The sequence below is a fragment of the Brevundimonas sp. genome (genome assembly GCF_019636155.1).
Taxonomy (GTDB): Bacteria; Pseudomonadota; Alphaproteobacteria; order Caulobacterales; family Caulobacteraceae; genus Brevundimonas.
Genome location: NZ_JAHBYB010000002.1, coordinates 1 through 24924, shown reverse-complemented (window position 1 = coordinate 24924; position 24924 = coordinate 1). Strand labels below are relative to the sequence as shown.

Below are 24924 nucleotides of genomic sequence, written 5' to 3'. Positions count from 1 at the left end.
TGTCGCGGTCCGGGCGCCTTTGCTGAGGCCGATTGACAGTCCGCGTCGCGCCCACCACCTTCCCCGCCCTCTCCCGGGAACCGCCACGCTCATGAATCTCGTCATCGTCGAGAGCCCCGCCAAGGCCAAGACCATCAACAAATATCTCGGCTCGGACTATGAGGTCCTGGCCTCCTACGGCCACGTCCGCGACCTGCCGTCCAAGGACGGCTCGGTCCTGCCCGACGACGATTTCGCCATGCAGTGGGAGGTGGACGCCAGGGCCTCCAAACGCCTGTCCGAGATCGCCGAGGCGGCCAAGCGCGCCGACCGCGTCATCCTGGCCACCGACCCGGATCGCGAGGGCGAGGCCATCAGCTGGCACGTCCTGGAGGTCCTGACCAAGAAGAAGGCGCTGAAGGACACCGAGGTCCAGCGGGTCACCTTCAACGCCATCACCAAGTCCGCCGTTCTGGACGCCATGGCCGCGCCGCGCGACCTGGATATGGAGCTGGTCGAGGCCTATCTGGCCCGCCGCGCCCTGGACTATCTGGTTGGCTTCACCCTGTCCCCGGTGCTGTGGCGAAAGCTGCCGGGCGCCCGTTCGGCCGGGCGGGTCCAGTCGGTCGCCCTGCGCATCGTCGTCGACCGTGAGATGGAGATCGAACGGTTCAAAGCCCAGGAATACTGGTCCGTCGAGGCCGACCTGACCGCCGACAGCCCGCCCTTCACCGCCCGCCTGGTCAAGCATCAGGGCAAGCGGGTCCAGCGCCTGGATATCCGCGACGAGGCCACCGCCCAGGCCGCCCGCGCCGCCATCCAGGCCAGTCCCCTGACCATCCGCTCCATCGAGAAGAAGCCGGTCAAACGCTCGCCCTCGCCCCCCTTCACCACCTCGACCCTGCAGCAGGAGGCCGCTCGCAAACTGGGCTTCACCGCCCAGCGCACCATGCAGGCCGCCCAGAAACTGTATGAGGGCGTCGACGGCTCGGGCGGCCTGATCACCTATATGCGGACCGACGGCGTCTCCGTCAGTCCCGAAGGCATCGCCCAGGCCCGCGCCGTCATCGGCGAGCGTTTCGGCCCGGCTTATGTTCCGGCGGAACCTAAATATTACAAGGCGAAAGCCAAGAATGCTCAGGAGGCGCACGAGGCGATCCGGCCGACGGACATCACCCGTCACCCCGATTCCCTGCACATCGACAGCGATCTTCAGCGGCTCTACGAACTGATCTGGAAGCGGATGGTCGCCTCCCAGATGGAGAACGCCCGTCTGGACCGCACCACGGTCGAGATCGAGACCGCCGACGGCCAGACCGGCCTTCGCGCCACTGGCCAGGTCGTCGCCTTCGACGGCTTCATCGCCGTCTATGAGGAAGGCCGCGACGACCGGCCCAAGGGCGCCGCCGAGGATGACGAGGACGACACGACCCGCCTGCCCGCCCTGAAGGAAGGCGCGACCGCCGCCGTCCAGGCCGTCCGAACCGACCAGCATTTCACCGAACCGCCGCCCCGCTATTCCGAGGCCACCCTGGTCAAGAAGCTGGAGGAGTTGGGCATCGGCCGCCCCTCCACCTACGCCTCGATCCTGACCACCCTGCGCGACCGCGAATACGTCCGCATGGACAAGAACCGCTTCTACCCCGAGGACAAGGGCCGGCTGGTCACCGCCTTCCTCGAGAAATTCTTCGACCGCTGGGTGGAATACGACTTCACCGCCGCGCTGGAGACCCAGCTGGACGAGGTCTCCGCCGGCGACCTGGACTGGAAGGTGCTGCTGCGCCGTTTCTGGACCGACTTCCACGCCGCGACCCAGGCTGCGGGCGAACTGCGGACCACGGCAATCCTGGACGCCCTGAACGAGTCGCTTGGCCCGCACATCTTTCCGGACAAGGGCGACGGCTCCGACCCACGCCAATGCCCCCTGTGTCATCAGGGCCAGCTCAGCCTGAAGACCAGTCGTTTCGGCGCCTTCATCGGCTGCTCGCGCTATCCCGACTGCAAATACACCCGGCCCGTGGCCTCGCCCGACGCGGCCGAGGGCGGCGCGGAAGGCGGCGACCGCGACCTGGGCGTCGATCCGGCGACGGGCCAGCCCGTCCACCTCAAGATCGGCCGTTTCGGTCCCTATGTCGAAACGGCGGGGCCAAATCCTGAGGGGGGCGACAAGCCGAAACGCTCGTCCCTGCCCAAGGGCTGGTCCCCCGCCTCGCTGGATCTGGACCGCGCCCTGCGCCTGCTGTCGCTCCCGCGCCAGGTCGGGCCTCACCCGGAAGACGGCAAGATGATCTCGGCCGGGCTGGGCCGCTACGGCCCCTTCATCCTGCATGACGGAACCTATGCCAATGTCGCCGATATCGAAGAGGTTTTCGACATCGGCCTGAACCGCGCCGTGACCCTGCTGGCCGAGAAACGCGCCGGTCGCGCCGGCGGACGCGGCGCCGCGGCGGCCCCGCTCAAGGACCTGGGCATCCACCCCGACGACGGCGCCCCGGTCCATGTCATGGCCGGCCGCTTCGGCCCCTATGTGAAGTGGAACAAGGTCAACGCCACCCTGCCGCGCGGCGCGGCGCCCGAGGACATGACCCTGGACGCCGCCCTCCCCCTCCTCGCCGCCAAGGCCGCCGCCGGTCCCAAGAAGAAGGCCCCCGCCAAAAAGCCGCCCGCCAAGAAAAAGCCCAAGGCCAAATAACCCGCCATCCCAGATCCTCCCCTCGGGGGGGAACCGCCGCAGGCGGTGGAGGGGGCCGGCCCCAGGCTCGGTCGCTTGACCCCACACTCCCCCCTCTCCCATGGGGAGAGGGCTTGAACGCCCAAGAGCCCGTCAGGGCGATTGGACTTGCGTGAAAGGGTGAGGGGTTTCGCTTTCACCGGGCTGGCGCCGTAACCCCTCACCCTTTCGGCTATGCGCATCGCTACGCTCTGCGAGCCTCAAGCCCTCTCCCAACGGGAGAGGGGTCAGGACCGCCAACTGCGCGCGCCAAGGAACCTAGCCCCCTGACCCCGCTCACAAATCCCCATCGCTAGCCCCATCCCGCACGCCTTGGTTCGCCCCGGCCCTATACTCCCCCGGTCCCGTCGCATGGGGAGGCCGCGAGGCCAGCGACTTCGCGGCGGCGGGAGCGGAGGAAGCGGGGCTGTGCGTGTCACTCACATGCATGGGCCTGCGGTCGTCGGATCGGACAGTCATTGGCGACGGGTCCGGCGACCGAGGGAGGGTCGAGGGGGTTACTCTGGCCGTTCCGGGAGGGGTTCGTTGGACCTCCCCGCCCGCCGCGGGCCACCGGGAGTAGCCGAAAAGATCGGCGCCCGCCCCGAGCTCGTGGAAACCCTCCGCGCGGAGCGTCAGACCTCTCGCCGAACACGGCATCGAATGCCCAACCCAGCCGGGCGAAGGCCCGACGCTCCGCCGCCTTCCCATCACTTCGCAGCATCCAGGCTGGCGAAGGCGCCGCCAATTCCGCCCTCAAGCCGCGAGCGACCGCGCGGCGAGCATAGGGCAGGCAATTGCCCTCAAGCCGCGAGCGACCGCGTCGCGAGCCTAGGGCAGGCCATTGCCCTCAAGCCGCGAGCCGCCGCGCGGCGAGCATAGGGCGCACAAATCCTTCTCCCCTCGGGGGGAGAAGGTGTCATGCAGCGCATGACGGATGAGGGGGCTGGGTCCGCGCGAGGGTCGTCGGATGATGAGGATGGGTCGGGCCGCCCCCTCATCCGAGCGGCTCCGCCGCCCACCTTCTCCCGCAAGGGGAGAAGGGCGATGGGGCGATGGAGAGCCGCTTGGGCCACGCGACGAACAGACCCCCCTCCGTCTCGGCCGCTGCGCGACAGGGAGGAGACGGACGGAGCCATCATTCGACGCCGTCTCCTATCCGAAGCCCTGGGGTGCTAGCCTGCCGAATCCCATGCCCATCCGCCGCCTCCCGCCCGAAACCGTCAATCGCATCGCCGCCGGCGAGGTGGTCGAGCGGCCGGCCAGCGCCGTCAAGGAACTGGTCGAGAACGCCCTGGACGCCGGCGCCGCCCGCATCGAGATTCAGGCCGACGGCGGCGGCCTGTCGCGCATCCTGATCGCCGACGACGGCAAGGGAATTCCGGTCGAGGAACTGCCGCTGGCGGTCGAGCGGCACGCCACGTCGAAACTGGCGCCCGACGATGCCGGGGATGTGGACCTGCTGCGTATCCATACCCTGGGATTCCGGGGCGAGGCCCTGCCCTCCATCGGCTCGGTCGCGCGCCTGACGATCACCGCGCGCGCGCCGGGCCAGGCCGCCCACGCCGTCACCGTCGAGGGCGGCGACCAGCGGCCGGTCGCCCCCGCCGCCTTCCCCGGCCCGCACGGCGCACGGGTCGAGGTGCGCGACCTGTTCTACGCCACGCCCGCGCGTCTGAAATTCATGAAGTCGGCCCGCGCCGAGGCCATGGCCATCTCCGAAGAGATCAGGCGCCAGGCCATGGCGCACGAGGCCGTGGCCTTCACCCTGGATCTGGACGGCAAGACGACCCTGCGCCTGCCCGCCGAACATCCGGGGCCACAGGGGCGGCTGAAGCGTCTGTCGGCCCTGCTGGGGCGCGATTTCGAGGCCAACGCCCTGCTGATCGACCAGGAGCGCGACGGGGTGCGCCTGTCCGGCTATGCGGGCCTGCCGACCTATTCGCGCGGCAACGCCCAGCATCAGTATCTGTTCGTCAACGGCCGCCCGGTGAAGGACCGGCTGCTGCAGGGGGCGCTGCGCGGCGCCTATGCCGACTTCCTGGCGCGCGACCGGCATCCGGCGGCCGTGCTGTTCCTGGATCTGGACCCGCTGCTGGTCGATGTGAACGTCCATCCGGCCAAGGCCGAGGTGCGGTTCCGCGATCCGGCCCTGGTGCGCGGCCTGATCGTCGGCGCCTTGCGGCACGCCCTGGCCGCCGCCGGGCACCGGGCCTCGACCACCGTCGCCGCCGACGCCCTGGCCGGGTTCACGGCCCATGCGGGTGTTGGCGATGGGGCGTGGGGTGTGGGGGGCGCCGCCCACCCCGCCCAAGGCTGGAGCGGCTGGCAGGGCTGGTCCGCGCCCTCGGCCCCGCAGACCCTGCCCGGCCTCAACGACCGCAGCGCCCGTGTCGAGCCGACCTGGCCCGCACCCCACACCCCACACCCCACACCCCAGACCCCCTCCGAAATCGACCTCCCCCTGGGCGCGGCCCGCGCCCAGGTGCACGGCACCTATATCGTCGCTCAGACCCGCGACGGCATCGTGGTGGTCGATCAGCACGCGGCCCACGAGCGGCTGGTCTATGAGCGGATGAAGGCCCAGATGGCCGCCGGGTCCGTGACCCGCCAGGCCCTGCTGACGCCCGAGGTGGTCGACCTTGACCCGGCCGAGGCGGACCGCGTCCTGGCCCGCGCCGACGAACTGGCGGCGCTTGGCCTGATCGTCGAACCGTTCGGGGGCGGCGCCGTCCTGGTGCGCGAGACCCCGGCCCTGCTGGGCGACTGCGACGTGCAGGGGCTGGTGCGCGACATCGCCGACGACCTGAGCGAACACGGCGCGGCCCTGGCTCTGTCGGAACGGCTGGGCGAGGTGTGCGGGACCATGGCCTGCCACGGCAGCGTCCGCGCCGGCCGGGTGCTCAGCGCCCCCGAGATGAACGCCCTGCTGCGCCAGATGGAGGCCACGCCCCATTCCGGCCAGTGCAACCACGGCCGCCCCACCTATGTCGAGCTGAAGCTGGCTGATCTGGAAAAACTGTTCGGCCGTCGATGATTAGCCCCTTGCCGAGGCCAGGGGTGCGTGATCTGGTCCGCGTTGAAAGGACGCTCCGATGAAACGTCTCGCCGTCGCCGCCATGGCCCTGCTGCTGGGCAGTTGCACCGCCGCCGCGCCCGCGCCTGGCGCGCCCGCCGGAGCGTCCGCACGACGCCCGACCAATCTGAATCTGGGCCTGTGCTTCCGACCCAGCGAGTACAACAATTACAATATCGGCGATCTGAGAACGATCTACATCTCGACGCGGCGCGGCTACGTTTATCGCCTGATCACCGAGGAGGACTGTTTCAAGCCCGAAACCGACCGCATCTCTCTGGCCCGGCAGCGTCTGGGCGAACGCGACGTCTGCATCGGCGACATGATCCAGATCAGCACGTCCGGATGGCGCGGCGGCGCCGCCGGCTCCTGCCTGGCCCTGGTCTCGGGCCTGACCCGCGACAGCCGCGAATCCGGCCTCTGGTCGCGTCAGGATTAAGCGGCCGACATGACCCGCAGGAACAGCACCCGCGCCGCGCCATAGTCGCGGGCGTCCAGCCGGTCATAACCGGGCGTGTCGATCTCCGGCTCGTCCGATCCCCGCTCGAACACCACCAGGGCGCCGGGGGCCAGCCAGCCGCCCTCTCGCAGTTTCGCCAGTGTCTGCTCCCCCAACCCCTGCCGATAGGGTGGGTCCAGAAAGGCCAGGGTGAAGGCCTCCCCCGCCGAGCCGGGCCGGGCGCCCAGGTCGGTGGCGCTACGTCGATGCACCCGGGTGCGGCCCATCAGGCCATAGGCGTCGGCGTTCTCGCGGATGGCGCCGCGGGCCTCGTCGTCCGTCTCGACGAACAGGGCGAAGGCCGCGCCCCGGCTGATCGCCTCGAACCCCAGGGCGCCGGACCCGGCGTACAGGTCGATGACCCGCGCATCCTGGATCGGCTCGGCCCAGGCGGCGTGTTCCAGCACATTGAAGATGGCCTGGCGCGCCCGGTCGGACGTCGGGCGCGTGCCCTGCCCCTCCGGGGCGACGATGGCCCGCCCCTTCAGAGATCCGGCGACGATCCGCATGGATCAGCCGCCCGAGCGCGGTCCGCGCGGACCGCCCGACCTGCCGCCGCCGGGCTTGCCCCCACCGGGACGCCCCTTGGCGAAGCCGCCGCCCGGTCCCTTGCGCGGGCCGCCCGCGCCGCGCGGGGCGCTGTCACGCGGCTTGAACTCGCGCTTGGGCCCGCCGCGACCGGCGGGCTTGGCGTCGCGCGCCCAGGTGTCGGACTTGGGCCCGATGATCTTGTCCTCGCGCGGCTTGAAGGCGCGTTTCGGACGCTCGCCTTCAGCCTCGGAGCCTTCGGGACGGGCGCGGGGTTTGAAGTCGCGTTTCGGATGCTCGAATTTCGGCTTGGCCTTGGCCCAGCCGTCGGGCTTCCTGGCCGGGCGCTCGCGTTTCGTGACGGCGTCTTCCTGGGCGGCTTCGGCCGCGCGGACGCGGCTGGGCTTGCGCGAAGGGTCCGACATGGCCGATCCGGACTTGCCGCGCACCACCGGGCCGCTGGGCCGGCGACCGGGGATCGGCGCGGGCGTCTCCACCGTGTTTCCGGTCGGCAGGTTCTCGGCCCGGATATGGTCGGCCAGCAGTTCGCGGATCACGCGCGGGCCGACCTCCTCCACCGTGTTCACATCCAGCGTCCCCAGCTGGAACGGACCATAGGCCAGGCGGATCAGGCGGTTCACCTTCAGGCCCAGATGCTCCAGCACCTTGCGGACCTCGCGGTTCTTGCCCTCGGTGATCGAGACGCTGATCCACAGATTGGCCGGGGCCTTGCCGTCGTCGGATTTCTCCTTGGCCTTGTCCAACTTGGCCTCGATGGGGCCATAGCTGACGCCGTCCACCGTGACGCCGTCCTTCAGCGTATCCAGCCTCTCCTGCGTCACCCGGCCATGGGCGCGGGCGCGATACTGGCGCACCAGGGCGGTGGTCGGCAGCTCCAGCGCGCGGCTCAGTTCGCCGTCGTTGGTCAGCAGCAGCAGCCCCTCGGTCGCCAGGTCCAGCCGCCCGACCGAGATCACCCGCGGCAGGCCCGCCGGCAGGGCGTCGAACACCGTCGGCCGACCCGCCGGATCGTTGTGGCTGGTCAGCAGGCCCGCCGGCTTGTGATAGCGCCAGACCCGCGTGGCCTGGGCCGCGCCGATGGGCTTGCCGTCCACCGTGATCTTGTCGTCGCGGCTGACCAGGGTGGCGGGCGTGTCCAGGATGCGGCCGTTCACCGCCACCTTGCCCAGGCCGATCAGCCGTTCGACCTCGCGGCGCGAGGCGATGCCGGCCCGGGCCAGGGCCTTGGCGATGCGTTCGGTGCGCTTGGGCTCGGGCGGCGTCTTGGACTCCTTGCCGCCTTTCGAGGCGGACTTGTCGGCCGAATAGCGTTTGCCGCGGACGCCCCCGGCGTCGGATTTGCGCGGGCCGCGTTCGCCATCGGCTTGACGCGGGCGGGGCTTCTTGTCGTTGTCGGAGGTATGACGGACCATGATCGGCGGTTCATGCGCATGGCCTTGGACCTGGCGCAAGCGGCGGCGGACGCCGGAGAGGTGCCCGTGGGCGCCGTCGTGGTCGATCCGGCGACGCAGCAAGTCGTGGCGACGGGCTTCAACGCCCCGATTTCCGGGCACGACCCCACCGCCCACGCCGAGATCCAGGCCCTGCGCGCGGCGGCCGGCGCGCGTCAGAATTACCGCCTCACCGACCTGACCCTCTATGTGACGCTGGAGCCCTGCGCCATGTGCGCCGGGGCCATCAGCCACGCCCGCATCGGCCGGGTCGTCTGGGGGGCGGACGATCCCAAGGGCGGGGCCGTGATCCACGGGGCGCGGGTGTTCGACCAGCCCACCTGCCACTGGAGACCGGCCCTCCAGGGCGGGATCGAGGCCGAGACGGCGGCCGAGATGCTGCGCGCATTTTTTCGCCGGCGACGCGGCGGAACGGCGGCGCAAGCGTTGCGTTGAGCGGCCATGAAGTCGCCGATGACCGCCGATCCGCAAATCATCCTGTTCGTCGGCCTGGGCCTGCTGGCCCTGCTGGCCGGGCTCTCGGCCTGCGGTCCCCAGCCCCGCGCCGCCCCCACCGACGGCGAATCGGTCAAGCAGCGCGCCATCGAGGCCCAGACCGCGCGACGGCGCACGGGCGCCGAACTGCAGGACCGCGCCATGAACCGGGTCATCCGCGCCGTCTATCTGTGCAATGACGGCGAGCGGCTGTCGGTCGATTTCGACAATCCGCGCCAGATGGCGACGGTGCGGAACTCCACCGGGGCGGCCATCGATCTGTATCAGACCCGCGCCGCCGACGGCATCTGGTACCGCGCCTCCGGCTATGAGCTGCGCGGACGCGGCGCCATGGCCACATGGTCCGCCGACGGCCGCCCGCCCACCGACTGCCGCGCGGTGGATTAGGTTCAATCGACGTTCGAAGCGCAGGCTTCAAATCTCGACGCCGGCTGGAGCCTGATCCGTTGAGATGGAATCGCTTCGCGATGTCATCGATGCGGTGAATCAGGCTCCAAAACGATCAGGCTCTAGGTCGCCGGCACCGCCGTATCGATCCGGTCCGCCGGCGGCAGGTCCCGCCCGCCGGCATAGCGCACCAGGGCCGCGATCCGCTTCTCGATCGGCGGGTGGGTCGAGAACAGCCCTTCCAGCCCGGCGCCGTCGGGACGGTTCTCCAGGAACATGCCGCGCACCTCGTCCGGCGCCTCCAGCTTGGACCGGCCCGACACCTTCCTCAGGGCCGAGATCATGGCGTCCGGGTTCTTGGTCAACTCCACCGACCCGGCGTCGGCGACATATTCGCGCGTCCGCGACAGCGACAGCCGGATCAGGATCGCCAGCCCGAACCCCACCGCCGCGATGGCCAGGCCGATCAGGATCAGAGGCCCGGCGTTCTTGTTGTTCCGATTGCCTCCGGCCCGGCCATAGAACAGGCCCCGGAAAACCATCTCGGCGATCACGCTGATGATGCCGGCGAAGATCGAGGCGATGACCATGGTCCGCACGTCCTTGTTGATGACGTGGGTCAGTTCGTGGGCCAGAACCGCCTCCATCTCGTCGCGGGTCAGACTGTGCATCAGGCCCCGGGTGACGGTGACCGAATATCGCCCCTCATGCAGGCCGCTGGCGTAAGCGTTCAGAGACGGGTCCTCGATGATCCGCAGGGTCGGCGTCCGCATCCCGCGCGAGATACTCAGGTTTTCCAGCAGGTTGTACAGCTGCGGCTCGTCCCGCCGCTCGACCTTACGGGCGCCGGTCATGGCGTCGATCATGGCCTGGTTGCCGACATAGGCGATGGCGAACCAGATGGCCGAGATGACCGCGGCCGCCGGCAGGGTCCAGCCCAGCATCCCGGCCGCCCGCGCCATGTCGGCGTCCAGGCCCCGCCCCGTTCCTTCGATGAAGCCCAGCCCCATCAGGATCAGCTGAGCCCCGTACAGCATCAGCGCCATCAGCACCGGGAACCCGGCCAGCAGCAGCGCCGACCGGGTGTTGTTGGCCCAGATGTGGGTCTTCAGGCCGACGGCGCGACCATAGAAGGCGGCCATAGGCTCAGAACTTCACCTGCGGCGGGGCGGCGTTCAGGGCCGCGCGCTCGTCGGCGCCCACGTCGAAGAAGGGCTTGTCCGATCCGAAGCCGAACATCCCGGCGAACAGAACGGTCGGGAAGGCGCGCCGCACGGCGTTGAACTCGGCCACCGCATTGTTGAAGAAGCGGCGGGCGGCGGCCAGCTTGTTCTCGATGTCCGACAGGTCCATCTGCAGCTGCTGGAAATTGGTGTTGGCCTTCAGGTCCGGATAGGCCTCCGACAGGGCGAACAGCCGGCCCAGGGACGCCGTCAGCATGTTCTCGGCCTGCACCTTGTCGTTGACCGACCCGGCCGAGGCGGCGGCGGCCCGCGCCTGGATCACGGCGTCCAGCGTGCCCTTTTCGTGGGCCGCATAGCCCTTCACCGTCTCGACCAGATTGGGAATCAGGTCCTGACGCTGCTTCAGCTGCACATCAATGTCGGCGAACGACTGGTTCGCCGCCTGATCCAGCGCGACCAGTCTGTTGTACGCGCCCACCACCACGAACAGCAGCACGACGACGATGACGCCGATGATGATCAAGGTCAGCATGAAACTCTCCTCCTGAGGCCGCGATCCTAGCGGCTCCCAAGGCGTGCGTCAGAAAAAACGGCGCATCAAACGCGCATTTGACCGGCCGGTGAAACCGACGAAAAGTCCCCGCATGATCCTGACCGCTCTGATCGCCGCCGCCCTGATCGCCGCACCGGCGCCCGCTCAATCCGCCCCGGACGCGCCCGAGGCCCGACCGCGCCTGCGCGACCTGGGGCGCGAGATCGGCCTGCTTCCTCCGGGAGCGCTGAACGCCATCACCGACGTCGCCGGGGTGCGCGTCGGCCAGGTCACCCTGGTGCACGGCGAGGATGTCCGCACCGGGGTCACCGCCATCCTGCCCCACGACGGCAACCTGTTTCAGGACAAGGTGCCGGCCGCCATCTTCGTCGCCAACGGATTTGGCAAGCTGGCGGGCGTCACCCAGGTGGACGAACTGGGCGAGATCGAGACCCCCATCGTTCTGACGAACACCCTGTCGGTGGCCCAGGGGATCGAAGGCGTGCTGGACTGGACCCTGGCCCAGGCCGGCAATGAACAGGTGCGATCTGTCAACGCCGTGGTGGGCGAGACCAACGACGGCGGGCTGAACGACATCCGCGCCCGCCACGTCCGCGCCGCCCATGTGGTGGAGGCTATTGGCGCCGCCACCTCCGGCCCGGTGCGCGAAGGCTCCGTCGGGGCGGGAACCGGGACCATCGCCTTCGGCTGGAAGGGTGGCGTGGGCACAAGTTCGCGCGTCCTGCCCGCCTCCCTGGGCGGCCACACAATCGGGGTGCTGGTCCAGGCCAATTTCGGGGGCGTCCTGACCATCGACGGGGTTCCGGTCGGCCGGTCGCTGGGCCGCTACTATCTGCAGCGCGAACTGGATCGGGGCGACGCCGACGGTTCGATCATGATCGTCATCGCCACCGACGCCCCCCTGTCGCCGCTCAACCTGGACCGTCTGGCCGAACGCGCCTTCGCCGGTCTGGCGCGTACGGGCGCAGCCTTCTCCAACGGCTCGGGAGACTACGCCATCGCCTTCTCGACGGCGGACGAGGTTCGCCGCACGCCCGAGCGCCGCAACACCCAGGCCGCCGTCGCCGACTGGCCCAACGACCGGATGTCGCCCCTGTTCGTCGCCGTGGCCGAGGCGACCGAAGAGGCGATCATCAACGCCCTGCTGCAGGCCACGACGACCACGTCGCGCATCGACGGCCGGCCGGTCACGGTCGAGGCCCTGGATATCGAGGCCGTGCGCGCCCTGTTGGCGCGCTGATCCTGCCTATCGGAATTTGCGCAGGCCCCGCGGTCCCTGTCGTCCCGCCTGGGCCCGCTTGCCCAGCCAGTCCTTCCAGTCGGGCCAGTTGCGGCGGCGTCCGCCGCCATCGACCCATTCGGGCCCCGGCTCGGCGTTGAAGGTCGTGATCGAGGCCAGGCCGCCCTGTTTGTAGGACTGGATCTTCACCCCCTTGCCGCGACCCATCTCGGGCAGTTCGTCCAAGCGGAAGACCAGGGCCTTCAGATTGTCGCCGATGGCCGCGACGTGGTCCCCGGTCGCGCGCAGCATCGACAGCATCTCGCCGTTCAGCACCTGTTTGCCGCCCCGCTTCTGGGCCAGGGTCTCGTCCTCGGGCGCGATGAAGCCATAGCCCGACCTGGACGCCACCAGCAGCCTGGCCCCCGGCTGGTGCGCCAGAACGCCGACGATCTCGGCCTTTTCGTCCAGGTCGATCATCAGTCGCAGGGGTTCGCCATGGCCGCGCCCGGACGCCAGCTTGTCGACGCCGACGGTGAAGATGCGCCCGTCAGACGCCCCGATCAGCAGCTTGTCGGTGGTCCAGGCCGGAACCAGCCAGGCCAGGGCGTCGCCCTCCTTGAACTTCAGCTCCGACGGGTCTTCCACCTTGCCCTTGGCCGCGCGGATCCAGCCGCGTTCGGACAGGATCACCGTCACCGCCTCGCGCGGGATGAAGGCTTCGGGCGCAACAAAGGCCGACGCATCCACCGCCTCGGCCATGGTGGTGCGGCGCGGCGAGACCAGGGCCTTGCGCACGTCCTGAAGGCCCACGACCAGCAGCTTGTTCTGGCGCGCGGGCGAGGCGATCATCGCATTCAGCCCCGCAAGTTCTTCAGACAGTTCCTTGAATTCCTTCTCGATCGCCATCTCTTCCAGCCGCGCCAGCTGACGCAGCCGGGTGTCCAGGATGAAGTCGGCCTGCACCTCGGTCAGGCCGAACCGGGCGATCAGCACGGCCTTGGGCTGTTCCTCCTCACGGACGATGCGGATCACCTCGTCCAGGTTCAGGAAGACGATGCGCAGGCCGTCCAGCAGGTGCAGCCGCTTCTCGATCCGGGCCACGCGCCAGCGCCCGCGCCGGATCAGAACCTCGCGCCGGTGATCCAGAAACGCCTGCAGGCACGCCTTCAGCCCCAGAACGCCGGGCGTGCCGGTGGCGTCCAGCACGTTCATGTTGATCGGGAACCGCACCTCCAGATCGGACAGCTTGAACAGGCTCTCCATCAGGACTTCGGGTTCGACCGTGCGGCTCTTGGGCTCCAGGATCAGGCGGATGTCCTCGGCCGATTCATCGCGCACATCGGCCAGCAGCGGCGCCTTCTTCTGTTCGATCAGTTCGGCCAGGGCCTCGATCAGCTTGGACTTCTGCACCTGGTACGGCATCTCGGTGACGACGATGCGCCACACGCCGCGGCCCAGGTCCTCGGTCTCCCACCGCGCGCGCAGCCGCACCCCGCCCCGGCCCGTCTCATAGGCGTCCAGGATCGAGGCGTGGCCTTCCACCGCCACCCCGCCGGTCGGGAAATCCGGTCCCGGCACATGGGCCATAAGGGCCTCGGTCGAGACCTGGGGGTCGTCCAGCAGGGTCAGGCAGGCGTCGATCAGTTCGCCGGCGTTGTGCGGCGGAATGGAGGTCGCCATCCCCACCGCGATGCCCGACGAGCCGTTGGCCAGGAGGTTCGGGAAACCGGCTGGCAGGACCACCGGCTCCTCGTCCTGATCGTCATAGGTGGCGCGGAAATCGACCGCGTCCTGGTCGATCCCGTCCAGCAACAGAACGGCTGCGGGCGTCAGCTTGCACTCGGTATAGCGCATGGCCGCGGCGCTATCGCCGTCGATGTTGCCGAAATTGCCCTGCCCGTCCACCAGCGGATAGCGCTGGGCGAAATCCTGGGCCAGGCGGACCAGGGCTTCATAGATCGAGGCGTCGCCGTGCGGGTGGTATCCGCCCATCACCTCGCCGACCACCTTGGCGCATTTGCGCGCCGCCGCCTGCGGGTTCAGCCGCATCTGGTGCATGGCGAACAGGATGCGCCGGTGCACCGGCTTGAAGCCGTCGCGCACGTCCGGCAGGGCGCGGTTGGTGATGGTCGACAGGGCGTAGGCCAGGTACCGGCGGCTCAGCGCCTGGTCCATCGGCTCATCGACGATGCGGCCGCCCTCGGGCGGCGGGGTGTGAACGGTCATGGGCACGCGAATCGGCGAACGGAGGCCGGAAGTCTAGCGCCGCCGTTCGCCTTTGCGTCCTATTCCGCCGCCGGGGCCGGCGCCTTGGGTGCATCCGGGGCGAATTGATCGCCGAAGGGATTGTTTTCATACCACATCGGCCGCTCGGGCGCGTCGGCGATGGCCCGGGCGATGGCGGCGTTGACGCGGGCGAAATGCGCCGCCGCATCCCACCGGAACGGCAGGCTCAGGTCGTCACTGGGCTGGTGATAGCCCTCGGCGAAGAACCGCGCCCATTCCGCCTCGCCGCCGTTGGCGTAGCCGGTGGCCAGCATGACCGACGGCACCCCCGCCTTGACGAAGGAATAGTGGTCCGAGCGGGTGAACACCCCCTGCTCCGGCATCGGATCGGGCGACAGGGTCAGGTCCTCGGCCCGCGCCGCCTGGTCGACCAGCGGCCCCAGGGTCGAATGCTCGGCGCCGAAGGCCACCACATCGGTGAAGGCGTAGGTCAGGATCGGCATGTCCAGGTTGACGTCGGCGATCACCTTGTCCGTCGCCACGACCGGATGGCGCGCCAGATAGTCCGACCCCAGCAGCCCCATCTCCTCGGCCGTCAGGGCCACCACCATGACCGAGCGGCGCGGCGGGCTGGCGATCAGGCTGCGCGCCGCCTCCAGCATGATCGAAACGCCGCCGGCGTTGTCCAGGGCGCCGTTGTTGATCCGGTCCTCGCCCTCGGGCGAGATGCCCAGGTGGTCCAGGTGGGCGGTCATCACCACCATCTCGTCGCGCACGGCCGGGTCCGATCCGGGGATGACGCCGATGACATTGGCGCTCTGGAAGTCGTCGCGGCGGGTGTTGACGTCGAAGGCGGCCTGGCCGTCCAGGACGAAGCCCTTGGGCCGGCCCCCGTCCTGGGCCGCCTCGGCGCGGATGTCGGCATAGGATTTGCCCGCTCCGGCGAACAGGGCCGCCGCCGACTCGTCGCTCAGATAGGCGCCGAACCGGGCGCCGCCGCCGGCGCCGTTGGGCTTGCCGTCGGCCCCGACCCAGGCGGTCTGGGTGCGGTTGGCGAACCGGCGCATCAGCTCGCCGGTGAAGCGGCGGCCGCTGGCCTCGGTATTGACGGTGATGACGCCCAGGGCGCCGTGACGGGCCGCGGTGGCCGCCTTGCCCGATCCCAGGTGGGCCGCGATCTCGCTGGGCAGGCCCGCCGGCGCACCGGCCAGCATGACGACGATCTTGCCGCCGACGTCCAGCCCGGCGTAGTCGTCCATGCCCTGGGCCGGGCTGTCGATGCCATAGCCGACGAAGACCACGCCCGCGCTGACGGCGTCGTGTCCGGCCTCGCTTCCGGCGCTGATCAGTCCGCCCTCGCCGTTGCGCCACACCACCGGCGATCCGCCCGCCGGGGTCCAGGTCAGGGTCGCGCCCGCCTCTGCGATGCCGGTGCGGGCGAAGGTGACCGGCTGCATCCAGCCGCCGTCCACGCCCGGTGTCAGCCCCATGGCCTGCATCCGCGTCTGCACATACAGCGCCGCCAGCTCATAGCCGCGCTCGCCCGGCTTGCGGCCTTCCAGGGCGTCGTCGGCCAGGAAGGTGATGTCCCCCCGGATCCGCGCCTCGGCGGCCGGATCGACGGTCTGGGCCGCTGCGGGCGCGCTGATGGCGATGGCCAGGGCGATGGCCGAGACGACGAGACGCTTCATGGGATTCCCTCCGACAGAGCCGGATGGCTAGCACCCGCCGCGCCTAAAGGCGACCCGCCTCCGCCAGCCGGTCCAGCATCCAGGTCCGCGCCGGCGGCAGGGGCCGGTTCAGCGGATGGAAGACGAACTGTTCCAGGAAGTGGCCGGTCAGGTCTAACCCGGCCTTCACATCGCCCGCCGCCAGCCCCGCCTGGGCCCCCAGCATGAAGGGCGGCAGGGCCAGCAGCTTGTCCGCGTAGGGGGCGCCCGCCTGGGCCGACACCGCCCGCCCCGTGCGCGGACTGACCCAGACCAGGTCGTCCGTCGTCCCGGTCGAGGCGCACCGGCTCAGGTCCAGGCCGAACCCCAGGTCGTCCAGCAGCCCCGCCTCGAACCGCACGAACACCGCCGGCCAGACCTCCGGCGCGACGAAGGCCCCGGCCAGGGCCTCGAAGGCCAGGAAGACGCCGGGATGCGGCTCCCGCTCCGGCAACGCCCCCTGGGCCACCGCCGCCGCCGCCCCCAGGCCGGTCAGGGCCAGGGCGTCGTCGAACAGGGCGCTGGGCCCCTCCCCCATCGGCTCCAGCCGCGCACTGCCCAGATGGTCGGACGTCCGCGCTCGATACTCGACCGTCACCCGCGCGCCCGGTTGCAGGAAGGGCCGCATCCGCCGCGACGCGCCTCCGGCCACATAGGCGCCGCGCCGCCCATGCTCGGCGGTCAATAGTTCGACCACCGCCCCGGTGTCGCCATGCCCCCGCGCGGCCAGGACGAAGGCGTCGTCGGCGAAGTCCATCAGTCGGCGTCGGCGTTCCGCACGGCCGCCACCACCGCCTCGGCCCGGTCGTTGGGCACGGCGAAGCTGAGGACATACTGTTCGATCTTCCAGCCGTCTGCGGTCTTGCGCATCACGCCCGATCCGCGCGTCTCGCCATAGTTGGCGTTGGTCAGCTTCTCCTCGAACCAGGCGATGCAGCGGCAGTCGATGTCGGCGATGGTGATGACCCGGTCGGTCGCCGGATAGGACCAGCCCCGCCCGCTGTCGAAGGCGGCGCGGGCATAGGCCCTCAGCTCATCGACGGTCCAGTGTTCCGACGCATCCGTGCCCACGAACCGCGCTTCTGGCGTGAACAGGCCGAAATAGGCCTGGGCGTCGGCCGAGGATGAGGCGGCGTTCAGCCGGTCCAGCACATCGGCCACCTCGGCGGCGGCGGGATCGGGCGCGGCCTGCATCAGGACGGCGGCGAACAGGGCGGCGGTCAGGCTCATCGGTCGGTCTCCCTTCACCCCTACCCTAGGAGGTTCGCCGGCCAGGCGGAAACGGTTCTTGACTATCGTGCCCGCTCCTTTATTTAACTAAATGGTTATATATAAACGAGACCGCCGCCGATGGACTCTCAGGCCAGACTGGACGCCGTCTTCTCGGCCCTTGCCGACCCGACCCGCCGCGCCATCCTGGCTCGCCTGACCGAGGGCGAGGCCACGGTGGGCGATCTCGCCGCCCCCTTCGACATCAGCGGCCCGGCCATCACCAAACATCTCAAGGTGCTGGAAAAGGCGGGCCTCATCACCCGCGGGCGCGAGGCCCAGTGGCGCCCCGCCCGACTGCAGCCCGAAGGCCTGAAGACCGTGGCCGACTGGCTCGAACACTACCGCCGCTTCTGGGACGCCAGCTTCGACCGTCTCGACGCCTATCTCCGCCAGGTTCAGAAAGGAAAGACCGATGGCCCAGGACACTGACAATCCCTGCCTCACCGACGGCGTGGCCCATGAATATGACCTAGTCCTGCGCCGGGTCTTCGACGCCTCGCCCGAAAAGATCTGGCGCGCCTGGATGGAGCCGGCCCTGCTTCAGCAATGGTTCTGCCCCAAGCCCTGGTATGTCACCGACGCGATCATCGAACCGCGCCCCGGCGGCCGGATGAATTTCGTCATGCACGGCCCGGACGGCGAGGTCATGCCCAACTCGGGCGTCTTCCTCGAGGTCGTCCCGCACAGGAAATGGACCACCACCGACGCCTTCACCCCCGACTGGAGGCCCGCCGGCCAGCCCTTCATGGTCGGCACGGTGGAACTGACGCCCCTGGCGGACGGCCGCACCGAATATGTCGCCACCGCCCGTCACTGGAACGAGGCGACGATGAAACAGCACGAACAGATGGGCTTCCACGACGGCTGGGGCGCCGCCGCCGATCAGCTGGCCGAACTGCTGAAGACGTTCTGAAATCATGACCCACGTCGAACATCCGCCCCAAGCCGACCTGCCGCCCCTGCCGCCGATGACGGACCTGGTGCTGCATATGGAGCGGGTGTTCGACGCCCCGCGCGAACTGGTCTGGCGCGCCTGGACCCGACCGGAGGTCGTGGTCCTGTGGCTCGGCCCCGTCGAATGGCCGGCCATCAAGGTCGAGCAGGACCTGCGCGTCGGCGGCGCCTGGCGCGCCTGCCTGAAGTCGGCGGACAGCGACGACGTCCTGTGGCAGGGCGGAACCTATCGCGAGATCGACCCGCCCCGCCGCCTCGTCTTCACCTTCAGATGGGACGACAGCCACGAGGACGGCCCGCCCGTCGATACCCTGGTCACCGTTCAGTTCGACGAGACCGCCGACGGCCACACGCACATGCGCTTCACCCACCTGGGCCTCAAGTCGGAACCCAGCCTGACCGGCCACGCCTACGGCTGGAACAGCACCGCCGACCGGCTCGAAGCCTTCCTCAAGACCCTCGAATAGGAGCGACCGTCATGAAGATCGTCACCAGCCTGTCCTTCCGCGGCCAATGCAAGGAAGCCTTCGAATTCTACGCCCGCGTCCTGGGCGGCAAGATCACCGCCGCCTTTCCCTATGGCGAAGGCCCGCCCGATATGCCGGTCGGACCCCAGTACAAGGACTGGCTTATGCACGCCTGGCTCGACGTCGGCGACCAGTCGATCATGGGCGCCGACATGGACACGGACTGGGCGCCTAACATCGACAAGCCCAAGAACGGCTTCGACGTCACCCTGCACTATGAAGACGGCGCCGAGGCCAAACGCATCTTCGACGCCCTGTCCGAGGGCGGCCAGGTCATCATGGATTTCGCCCCCACCTTCTGGTCGCCGGGCTACGGCAACTTCATCGACAGGTTCGGCGTGCCCTGGATGATCAACACCATGGGCGACCCGTCCGCGGCCTAAAGTTCGATCCGGCGATCGACGCCGATGGCCTCCAGAAAGTCCTCGTCGTGGCTGACCACGACGAGGGCCCCGTCATAGGCTCGCAAGCCCGCCTCCACCGCCTCGATGGAGTCGAGGTCCAGATGGTTGGTCGGCTCGTCCAGCAACAGCAGGCGCGGCGGCCGCGCCCCCGTCATCGCACAGGCCAGGCCCGCCCTCAGACGCTCCCCGCCCGACAGCGTCCCCACCACCCTCTGGGCCGCCGTATTGCGGAACAGGAACCGCGCCAGGGCCGCCTGGGCCTGGTTCGGCGTCGCCTCCGGATTGATCCGCCGATAGGCCTCCAGCAACGTCTCCTCGGGCCTAAGGACATCCGCATGCTGGTCCAGCAGCGCCGCCTCCACCCGGGCCGCCTCCACGATCCGACGCAACAGGGTGGTCTTGCCGCTGCCGTTGGGGCCGGTCACCGCGATCCGCTCCGGCCCGGTGATGGACAGCCCCCGCGTCTCCTCCCCACTCCGTGGGGAGGCGGACCGCGAAGCGGTGGAGGGGTTCTGTGTGACACGAAGACCCCCTCCGTCTCGTCGGCTTTCGCCGCCGATCCACCCCCCCATCGTTGATAGGGAGGAGACGCGGGGGCTGACCACCACCGTCCCCGCCGCCAGACCCGTCGGCGGCATCGGTATCTCCAGCCGCCGCACCCGTTCGACCGCCGCCTGGGCCGCGTCCAGATCGGCCTGGGCCGCCTCTGCCTTCCGGTCAGCCAGCCGGCTCTCCTTGCCCGCGCTCTCTTCCGCCCGCCGCTTCATCCCGCCCAGCAGGATCTTCGGGGCCGAGCCGGACGCCGCATAGGCCCTGCCGGCCCGATCCCGTCGCGCCCGCGCCTCGACCGCCCGCTGGCGCTCACGCCCCGCCCGGTCGGCGTCGCGTTCCGCCGCATCCAGCGTCTGTTCGGCCAAGGCCCGCTCGGCCGCCCGTCGTTCGGCATACAGATCCCAGCCGCCGCCATGGACGCGCGCGCCCAGGCTCGACAGCTCCACGATCCGGTCCACCTGCCGCAGCAACGCCCGGTCATGGCTGACCACCACCGCCCCGCCGCGCCAGGTCTCCAGCACCCGGGCGACCACCGCCCGGGCCTCGGCGTCCAGATTATTGGTCGGCTCGTCCAGCACGATCAGGTCCGGCGCCGCCAGCAGCAGGGCCGCCAGGCGCGCCCGCGTCTGCTCCCCACCGCTCAGGGTCTCCGTCAGCCGGTCCAGAGGCAGGTCCGCCAGCCCGACCTGGCCCATGACCTCTCCCACACGCCCCTCCAGCGTCCAGTCCGCCTGGGCCAGGTCGTCCGCCGTCCCCTCGCCCGCCAGCACCCGCGCCAGCACGGCCAGGCCCGGCCCGGCGCCCAGGGTGTCGGCCACCGTCTCGTCCGGCCCCGGCGCCGCGACCTGCGCCAGCCAGCCGACGCTTCCGGCGCGCGTGACCGTGCCTTCGGCGGGCGCATCCAGCCCGGCGATCAGACGCAAAAGGGTGGTCTTGCCGGCCCCGTTGCGGCCGACGACGGCCGTGCGCTCGCGCCCGATGGCCAGGCTCAGGTCTTCAAATAGGGTGTGGCCGTCAGGCGTGCGGGCCGCGACGCCGTTCAGCGTCACGAGTGCGGATGCGGACAGGCTTCGGCTTGGGTTGGGCGAGGACATAGGCGAACACCAGCAGCGGCGCGGAAAGGGCGAAACCGATTTCCAGGGCGCTGATCATGTTCGTGGCCTCCAAACTCACTAAGCCGAGACATCGAAGATGGGGCCAAACCTTCCCGCTGGCAAGCGCGGCCGTGCGGGTTTAGGATAACGCCGTCGTCCGATGGGGAGGTTCGACCATGCGCGCCATCATCATCGCCACCCTGCTGGCCCTGACCGGCAGCGCCGTCCAGGCCCAGGAACCCACCACCCCCTTCGCGGACCGCACCGAGCGGGTGTTCCTGGAGGGCCGACGCGGCCCCAGCCTGTTCCGGCCCGGCTTCGCCGTCGGCGAATACACCGGCTCGGCCTCCAGCCGCGAACGCTCGGTGCGCGCGCCGACCCACCGCAGCCAGATCTCCAGTTCGGACTTCAACATCGTCTCCCCCAGCCTCGGCGACGTCCAGGCCAGCTGCCAGGGCGGCGAGGCCCACACCCGCCTGCTGTGGATCGAGTTCCAGCGCGAGGACCTGGCCTACACCTGCGCCTTCTCCGGCGCCGCCCCCGCCGACGCCCGGCTCAGCCTGGCCCTGTCGCGCGGCGCCGGCGTGATGGCACGGCTGCAACAGCCCCAGCGCGCCGGCGAAATGGTCTGGGGCGGGCGCACCTTCCGCTTCGAGACCCGCCAGGTCGGCGCCCTGCCCTGGGCCGGCGGCCGCACCCTGGGCTATGTCGTCAGCGAGAATGGCGTGGACCTGGGCGGCGTCGCCCTGGGCGGCCTGCGTCCCACCTTCTACCTGCCGCCCGCCGGTTCGGCCGACCGCGATCCGGTGGCCGTCATCCTCGTGGCCCTCTTCCACTTCCGGGACCCCGCCAATGCGATGTGACGCGCTGCTGCGCCTGACCCTGCCGGCCCTCCTGCTGGCCGCCTGCGCCACCACGCCAGAGGTCAGCGGGCCGCCCGACTACACCCGGATCGCCTCGCAGCATCTGACGCCCAACGGCCGCCTCATCGTCGATTGCGTTCAGGAGGCCATCCGCACGGGCCATTTCCACCGCGTCAGCGACGCCGACACCGAACTGATCCGCTTCGTCTGCGAGGGCGCGCCGGCGCGCGCCATGTTCGACGGCCTGGCCGACCGCAGCCGCGAGATCGGCTCGGAATTCGCCTTCGAAGGCTCCGTCTATCGCTCAACCACCCTGGTCCGGCGCAACCTGTTCGGCGCTGACTACTGTCGCCGCGACGGCGAGGCCTACAGCTGCGAGATCAATCTGAATGTGGGGGAGTTTCTCCGGCCTTAGTCGCAGGCGCAGCCCCCGGCCGCATGGTCACATTGACGTTGAAGCTGCGAACCTTCCACCCCTCGCCTTCTTTCTTGAAGGTGGTTTCCACGCGGGCAGTCCTGTCGGGATAGGCATAGTCCTGACGCACGGCATAGAATTCGCCCTGGTTCGACTTGGTCTTCTGCGAACTCGCCACCCCCGGATCCGGCGCCTCCAGATCGGGCAACAGTCCCTTTAGCATGGGCAATTGCGCGCGGGCCTGATCCTGACTGTTCTCGGACGACAGGCGGGCCAACACCGCCTCGTTTCGCCCCGCCGCCAGATCCCTGAAATTTTCGTCCGCCACCGCATTCAACGCCTCATCACTGGCGTCGAAGGTCGCATTGTAGCTGCAACTGGCGACAAGCGCGGCGCCGCACAGGAGACCCGCCAGACCGGTCACGGATTTCATTTGCAACTCCCCATTGTCTCCAAATCCTAACCGCCTACGCCGTGCCGCCAATGTTCTCACATTGTTCTTGCTGAATCAGCCGAATTGATCCCCATATGGCGGTGTTGCGCCGGGCCCCCTTCCGGCGCCTTCGCGTTCCCGGATTTCGATGACCGACAGACACGACTTCATCCGCGTGCGCGGCGCGCGCGAGCATAATCTCAAGGGCGTGGACGTCGACATCCCACGCGGCCAGCTGGTGGTGATGACCGGCCTGTCGGGCTCGGGCAAGTCGTCCCTGGCCTTCGACACCATCTATGCCGAGGGTCAGCGCCGCTATGTCGAAAGCCTGTCGGCCTACGCCCGCCAGTTCCTGGAGCTGATGGGCAAGCCGGACGTGGACCTGATCGAGGGGCTGTCGCCCGCCATCTCGATCGAACAGAAGACCACGTCCAAGAACCCGCGCTCCACCGTCGGCACGGTGACCGAGATCCACGACTATATGCGCCTGCTGTGGGCGCGGGTCGGGGTGCCCTATTCCCCCGCCACCGGCCTGCCCATCGAAAGCCAGACCGTCAGCCAGATGGTCGACAAGCTGGTCGAACTGCCGGACGGCGAGCGCCTGATGCTGCTGGCCCCGGTCGTCCGGGGCCGCAAGGGCGAATACAGGAAGGAAATGGCCGAGTGGCAGCGCGCGGGCTTCCAGCGCGTCAAGATCGACGGCGCCTTCCACGCCATCGAAGACGCCCCCGCCCTGGATAAGAAGTTCAAGCACGACATCGACATCGTGGTGGACCGCATCGTCACCAAGGCCGGGCTGGAAGGCCGCTATGCCGACAGTCTGCAGACCGCGCTCGGCCTGGCCGACGGCATCGCCGTGGCCGAATGGGCGAATGCACCGGAAGGCGAAGAACCGCGCCGCATCACCTTCTCCGAGAAGTTCGCCTGCCCCGTCTCGGGCTTCACCATCAGCGAGATCGAGCCGCGGCTGTTCTCGTTCAACAACCCCTTCGGCGCCTGCCCCGTCTGTGACGGCCTGGGGGTCAAGCTGGCCTTCGACGCCGAGCTGGTGATCCCCGACCGCGACAAGAGCCTGCATCACGGCGCCGTCGCCCCCTGGTCGCGCGGGCCGTCACCCCTGTACACCCAGACGCTGCAATCCCTGGCGCGGCACTACGGCTTCTCGATGGACAAGCCGTGGCGCGACCTGCCGGACCAGGCGCACGCGGTGATCCTGAACGGCACCGGCGCCGAGAAGATCAAATTCACCTATGACGACAACGCCCGCAAATATGAGGTGTCAAAGCCGTTCGAGGGCGTCCTGCCGAACCTGGAACGCCGCTGGCGCGAGACCGACAGCGCCTGGGTGCGCGAGGAGCTGGGCCGCTATCAGTCCGAAACCCCGTGCGAGGCCTGCGGCGGCAAGCGGCTGAAGCCCGAGGCCCTGGCCGTCAAGATCGACGCCGCCGACATCGCCGACATCTCGACCCTGTCCATCTCCAGGGCCTTCCTGTGGTTCTCGACGCTGGAGGAGCGGCTGAGCGCCAAACAGATGGAGATCGCCCGGCGCATCCTGAAGGAGATCACCGACCGGCTGCGGTTCCTGAACAATGTCGGCCTGGACTATCTGAACCTGTCCCGGTCGTCCGGCACCCTGTCGGGCGGCGAGAGCCAGCGCATCCGCCTGGCGTCACAGATCGGCTCGGGCCTGACCGGCGTTCTCTACGTGCTGGACGAACCGTCCATCGGCCTGCACCAGCGGGACAACACCCGGCTGCTGGACAGTCTTCGCGGCCTGCGCGACCTGGGCAACTCGGTGCTGGTGGTCGAGCATGACGAAGAGGCCATCCTGACCGCCGACTATGTCATCGACATGGGGCCCGCCGCCGGGGTGCATGGCGGCGAAATCTGCGCCCAGGGCACGCCCGAACAGGTCATGGCCAATGGAAACAGCCTGACCGCCAAATATCTGACCGGCGAGCGCGAGATCGAACTGCCGCCCGAGGGCCGTCGCCCCATCGACCGCAAGCGGATGCTGAAGATCAGCGGCGCCACCGGCAACAATCTGAAGAACGTCACCGGCGAAATCCCGGTCGGGGTCTTCACCTGCATCACCGGCGTGTCGGGCGGGGGCAAGTCCACCTTCACCATCGAGACCCTGTACAAGGCCGCCGCGCGCCGCCTGAACAATGCGTCCGACGCCCCCGCCCCCTTCGACCGGATCGAGGGGCTGGAGCATTTCGACAAGGTCATCGACATCGACCAGTCGCCGATCGGCCGCACCCCGCGCTCCAACCCCGCCACCTATACCGGCGCCTTCGGCCCCATCCGCGACTGGTACGCCGGCCTGCCCGAGGCCAAGGCGCGCGGCTATGGTCCCGGCCGGTTCAG

Annotated in this window: 24 protein-coding genes; 13 read left to right on the top strand and 11 right to left on the bottom strand. The window is 69.4% G+C overall.

The genetic code is table 11. The features are described 5' to 3' along the window. The first annotated feature begins 91 nt into the window (after positions 1-91). The 3 genes from topA to KF910_RS02025 all read left to right on the top strand — a co-directional run bounded on the left by topA (position 92) and on the right by KF910_RS02025 (position 6204). Positions 92-2671 carry a type I DNA topoisomerase gene (gene topA / locus KF910_RS02035; protein WP_292258548.1) on the top strand — a complete coding sequence of 860 codons (2580 nt, stop codon included), beginning with the start codon at positions 92-94 and terminating at the stop codon, positions 2669-2671. A gap of 1210 nt (positions 2672-3881) precedes the next feature. Continuing rightward, the gene (gene mutL, locus KF910_RS02030) at positions 3882-5726 is read left to right on the top strand and encodes a DNA mismatch repair endonuclease MutL (RefSeq protein ID WP_292258547.1); all 1845 of its coding nucleotides are present in this window, start codon (positions 3882-3884) and stop codon (positions 5724-5726) included. A 58-nt stretch (positions 5727-5784) separates the two neighbouring features. After that, the gene (locus KF910_RS02025) at positions 5785-6204 is read left to right on the top strand and encodes a hypothetical protein (RefSeq protein ID WP_292258546.1); all 420 of its coding nucleotides are present in this window, start codon (positions 5785-5787) and stop codon (positions 6202-6204) included. On the opposite strand, the gene rsmD is transcribed toward KF910_RS02025, so the two are convergent. Both rsmD and KF910_RS02015 read right to left on the bottom strand, forming a co-directional pair. Next, a complete protein-coding gene (rsmD, locus tag KF910_RS02020; RefSeq protein ID WP_292258545.1) occupies positions 6201-6773 on the bottom strand; it encodes a 16S rRNA (guanine(966)-N(2))-methyltransferase RsmD in 573 nt (190 codons plus the stop codon). The two genes, KF910_RS02025 and rsmD, sit on opposite strands and share 4 nt — an antisense overlap. A gap of 3 nt (positions 6774-6776) precedes the next feature. Beyond that, on the bottom strand, positions 6777-8225 hold the full coding sequence (locus KF910_RS02015; RefSeq protein WP_292258544.1) for a pseudouridine synthase: 1449 nt from the start codon (positions 8223-8225) through the stop codon (positions 6777-6779). Positions 8226-8237: 12 nt separating this feature from the next. On the opposite strand from KF910_RS02015, the gene tadA reads away from it, so the two are divergent. Next, positions 8238-8699 carry a tRNA adenosine(34) deaminase TadA gene (gene tadA / locus KF910_RS02010; protein ID WP_292258543.1) on the top strand — a complete coding sequence of 154 codons (462 nt, stop codon included), beginning with the start codon at positions 8238-8240 and terminating at the stop codon, positions 8697-8699. A gap of 6 nt (positions 8700-8705) precedes the next feature. Then, entirely contained in the window at positions 8706-9146 is a 441-nt protein-coding gene (locus KF910_RS02005; protein WP_292258542.1) for an MliC family protein, read from the top strand. 122 nt (positions 9147-9268) lie between these two features. Here KF910_RS02005 and KF910_RS02000 read toward each other — a convergent pair whose 3' ends face one another. Next, positions 9269-10288: a M48 family metallopeptidase gene (locus tag KF910_RS02000; protein ID WP_292258541.1), complete on the bottom strand. Its 1020-nt coding sequence runs from the start codon at positions 10286-10288 to the stop codon at positions 9269-9271. A 4-nt stretch (positions 10289-10292) separates the two neighbouring features. Further along, positions 10293-10862, bottom strand: a complete 570-nt coding sequence (locus KF910_RS01995; RefSeq protein WP_292258540.1) for a LemA family protein — start codon at positions 10860-10862, stop codon at positions 10293-10295. A 112-nt stretch (positions 10863-10974) separates the two neighbouring features. On the opposite strand from KF910_RS01995, the gene KF910_RS01990 reads away from it, so the two are divergent. Then, positions 10975-12123, top strand: a complete 1149-nt coding sequence (locus tag KF910_RS01990) for a P1 family peptidase (RefSeq protein WP_292258539.1) — start codon at positions 10975-10977, stop codon at positions 12121-12123. A gap of 6 nt (positions 12124-12129) precedes the next feature. On the opposite strand, the gene parC is transcribed toward KF910_RS01990, so the two are convergent. The 4 genes from parC to KF910_RS01970 are packed head-to-tail and all read right to left on the bottom strand — an operon-like array spanning position 12130 to position 17270. Next, entirely contained in the window at positions 12130-14331 is a 2202-nt protein-coding gene (parC, locus tag KF910_RS01985) for a DNA topoisomerase IV subunit A (protein ID WP_292258538.1), read from the bottom strand. A gap of 59 nt (positions 14332-14390) precedes the next feature. After that, a complete protein-coding gene (locus KF910_RS01980) occupies positions 14391-16022 on the bottom strand; it encodes a M28 family metallopeptidase (protein ID WP_292258537.1) in 1632 nt (543 codons plus the stop codon). Between the two features lie 43 nt (positions 16023-16065). Continuing rightward, positions 16066-16797 carry a DNA repair protein RecO gene (gene recO, locus KF910_RS01975; RefSeq protein ID WP_292258536.1) on the bottom strand — a complete coding sequence of 244 codons (732 nt, stop codon included), beginning with the start codon at positions 16795-16797 and terminating at the stop codon, positions 16066-16068. Beyond that, positions 16797-17270 carry a nuclear transport factor 2 family protein gene (locus KF910_RS01970; protein WP_292258535.1) on the bottom strand — a complete coding sequence of 158 codons (474 nt, stop codon included), beginning with the start codon at positions 17268-17270 and terminating at the stop codon, positions 16797-16799. The genes recO and KF910_RS01970 overlap by 1 nt, the downstream gene beginning before the upstream one ends. Positions 17271-17390: 120 nt before the next feature. Between KF910_RS01970 and KF910_RS01965 the strand changes: the two genes are divergently transcribed. Genes KF910_RS01965 through KF910_RS01950 form a run of 4 tightly spaced genes read left to right on the top strand, consistent with a single transcriptional unit; the run spans position 17391 to position 19176 of the window. Further along, the gene (locus KF910_RS01965) at positions 17391-17741 is read left to right on the top strand and encodes an ArsR/SmtB family transcription factor (RefSeq protein WP_292258534.1); all 351 of its coding nucleotides are present in this window, start codon (positions 17391-17393) and stop codon (positions 17739-17741) included. Beyond that, entirely contained in the window at positions 17725-18225 is a 501-nt protein-coding gene (locus KF910_RS01960) for an SRPBCC family protein (protein WP_292258533.1), read from the top strand. The genes KF910_RS01965 and KF910_RS01960 overlap by 17 nt, the downstream gene beginning before the upstream one ends. Positions 18226-18229: 4 nt before the next feature. Further along, entirely contained in the window at positions 18230-18733 is a 504-nt protein-coding gene (locus KF910_RS01955) for an SRPBCC family protein (RefSeq protein WP_292258532.1), read from the top strand. A gap of 11 nt (positions 18734-18744) precedes the next feature. Next, positions 18745-19176 carry a VOC family protein gene (locus KF910_RS01950; RefSeq protein WP_292258531.1) on the top strand — a complete coding sequence of 144 codons (432 nt, stop codon included), beginning with the start codon at positions 18745-18747 and terminating at the stop codon, positions 19174-19176. Here KF910_RS01950 and KF910_RS01945 read toward each other — a convergent pair. Then, positions 19173-20798 (bottom strand): ABC-F family ATP-binding cassette domain-containing protein, encoded by a 1626-nt coding sequence (locus tag KF910_RS01945; RefSeq protein ID WP_292258530.1) that lies wholly within the window; start codon positions 20796-20798, stop codon positions 19173-19175. The two genes, KF910_RS01950 and KF910_RS01945, sit on opposite strands and share 4 nt — an antisense overlap. Continuing rightward, on the bottom strand, positions 20764-20901 hold the full coding sequence (locus KF910_RS01940) for a hypothetical protein (protein ID WP_292258529.1): 138 nt from the start codon (positions 20899-20901) through the stop codon (positions 20764-20766). Before KF910_RS01940 ends, KF910_RS01945 begins: the two co-directional genes overlap by 35 nt. Before the next feature lie 118 nt (positions 20902-21019). Between KF910_RS01940 and KF910_RS01935 the strand changes: the two genes are divergently transcribed. Beyond that, a complete protein-coding gene (locus KF910_RS01935) occupies positions 21020-21706 on the top strand; it encodes a hypothetical protein (protein ID WP_292258528.1) in 687 nt (228 codons plus the stop codon). After that, positions 21696-22121: a hypothetical protein gene (locus tag KF910_RS01930; protein WP_292258527.1), complete on the top strand. Its 426-nt coding sequence runs from the start codon at positions 21696-21698 to the stop codon at positions 22119-22121. The genes KF910_RS01935 and KF910_RS01930 overlap by 11 nt, the downstream gene beginning before the upstream one ends. Here KF910_RS01930 and KF910_RS01925 read toward each other — a convergent pair. After that, the gene (locus KF910_RS01925) at positions 22087-22554 is read right to left on the bottom strand and encodes a hypothetical protein (RefSeq protein ID WP_292258526.1); all 468 of its coding nucleotides are present in this window, start codon (positions 22552-22554) and stop codon (positions 22087-22089) included. The genes KF910_RS01930 and KF910_RS01925 overlap by 35 nt on opposite strands. 148 nt (positions 22555-22702) lie before the next feature. On the opposite strand from KF910_RS01925, the gene uvrA reads away from it, so the two are divergent. After that, positions 22703-24924: excinuclease ABC subunit UvrA (gene uvrA, locus KF910_RS01920; protein ID WP_292258525.1), on the top strand; the 2222-nt coding region annotated here is incomplete at its 3' end.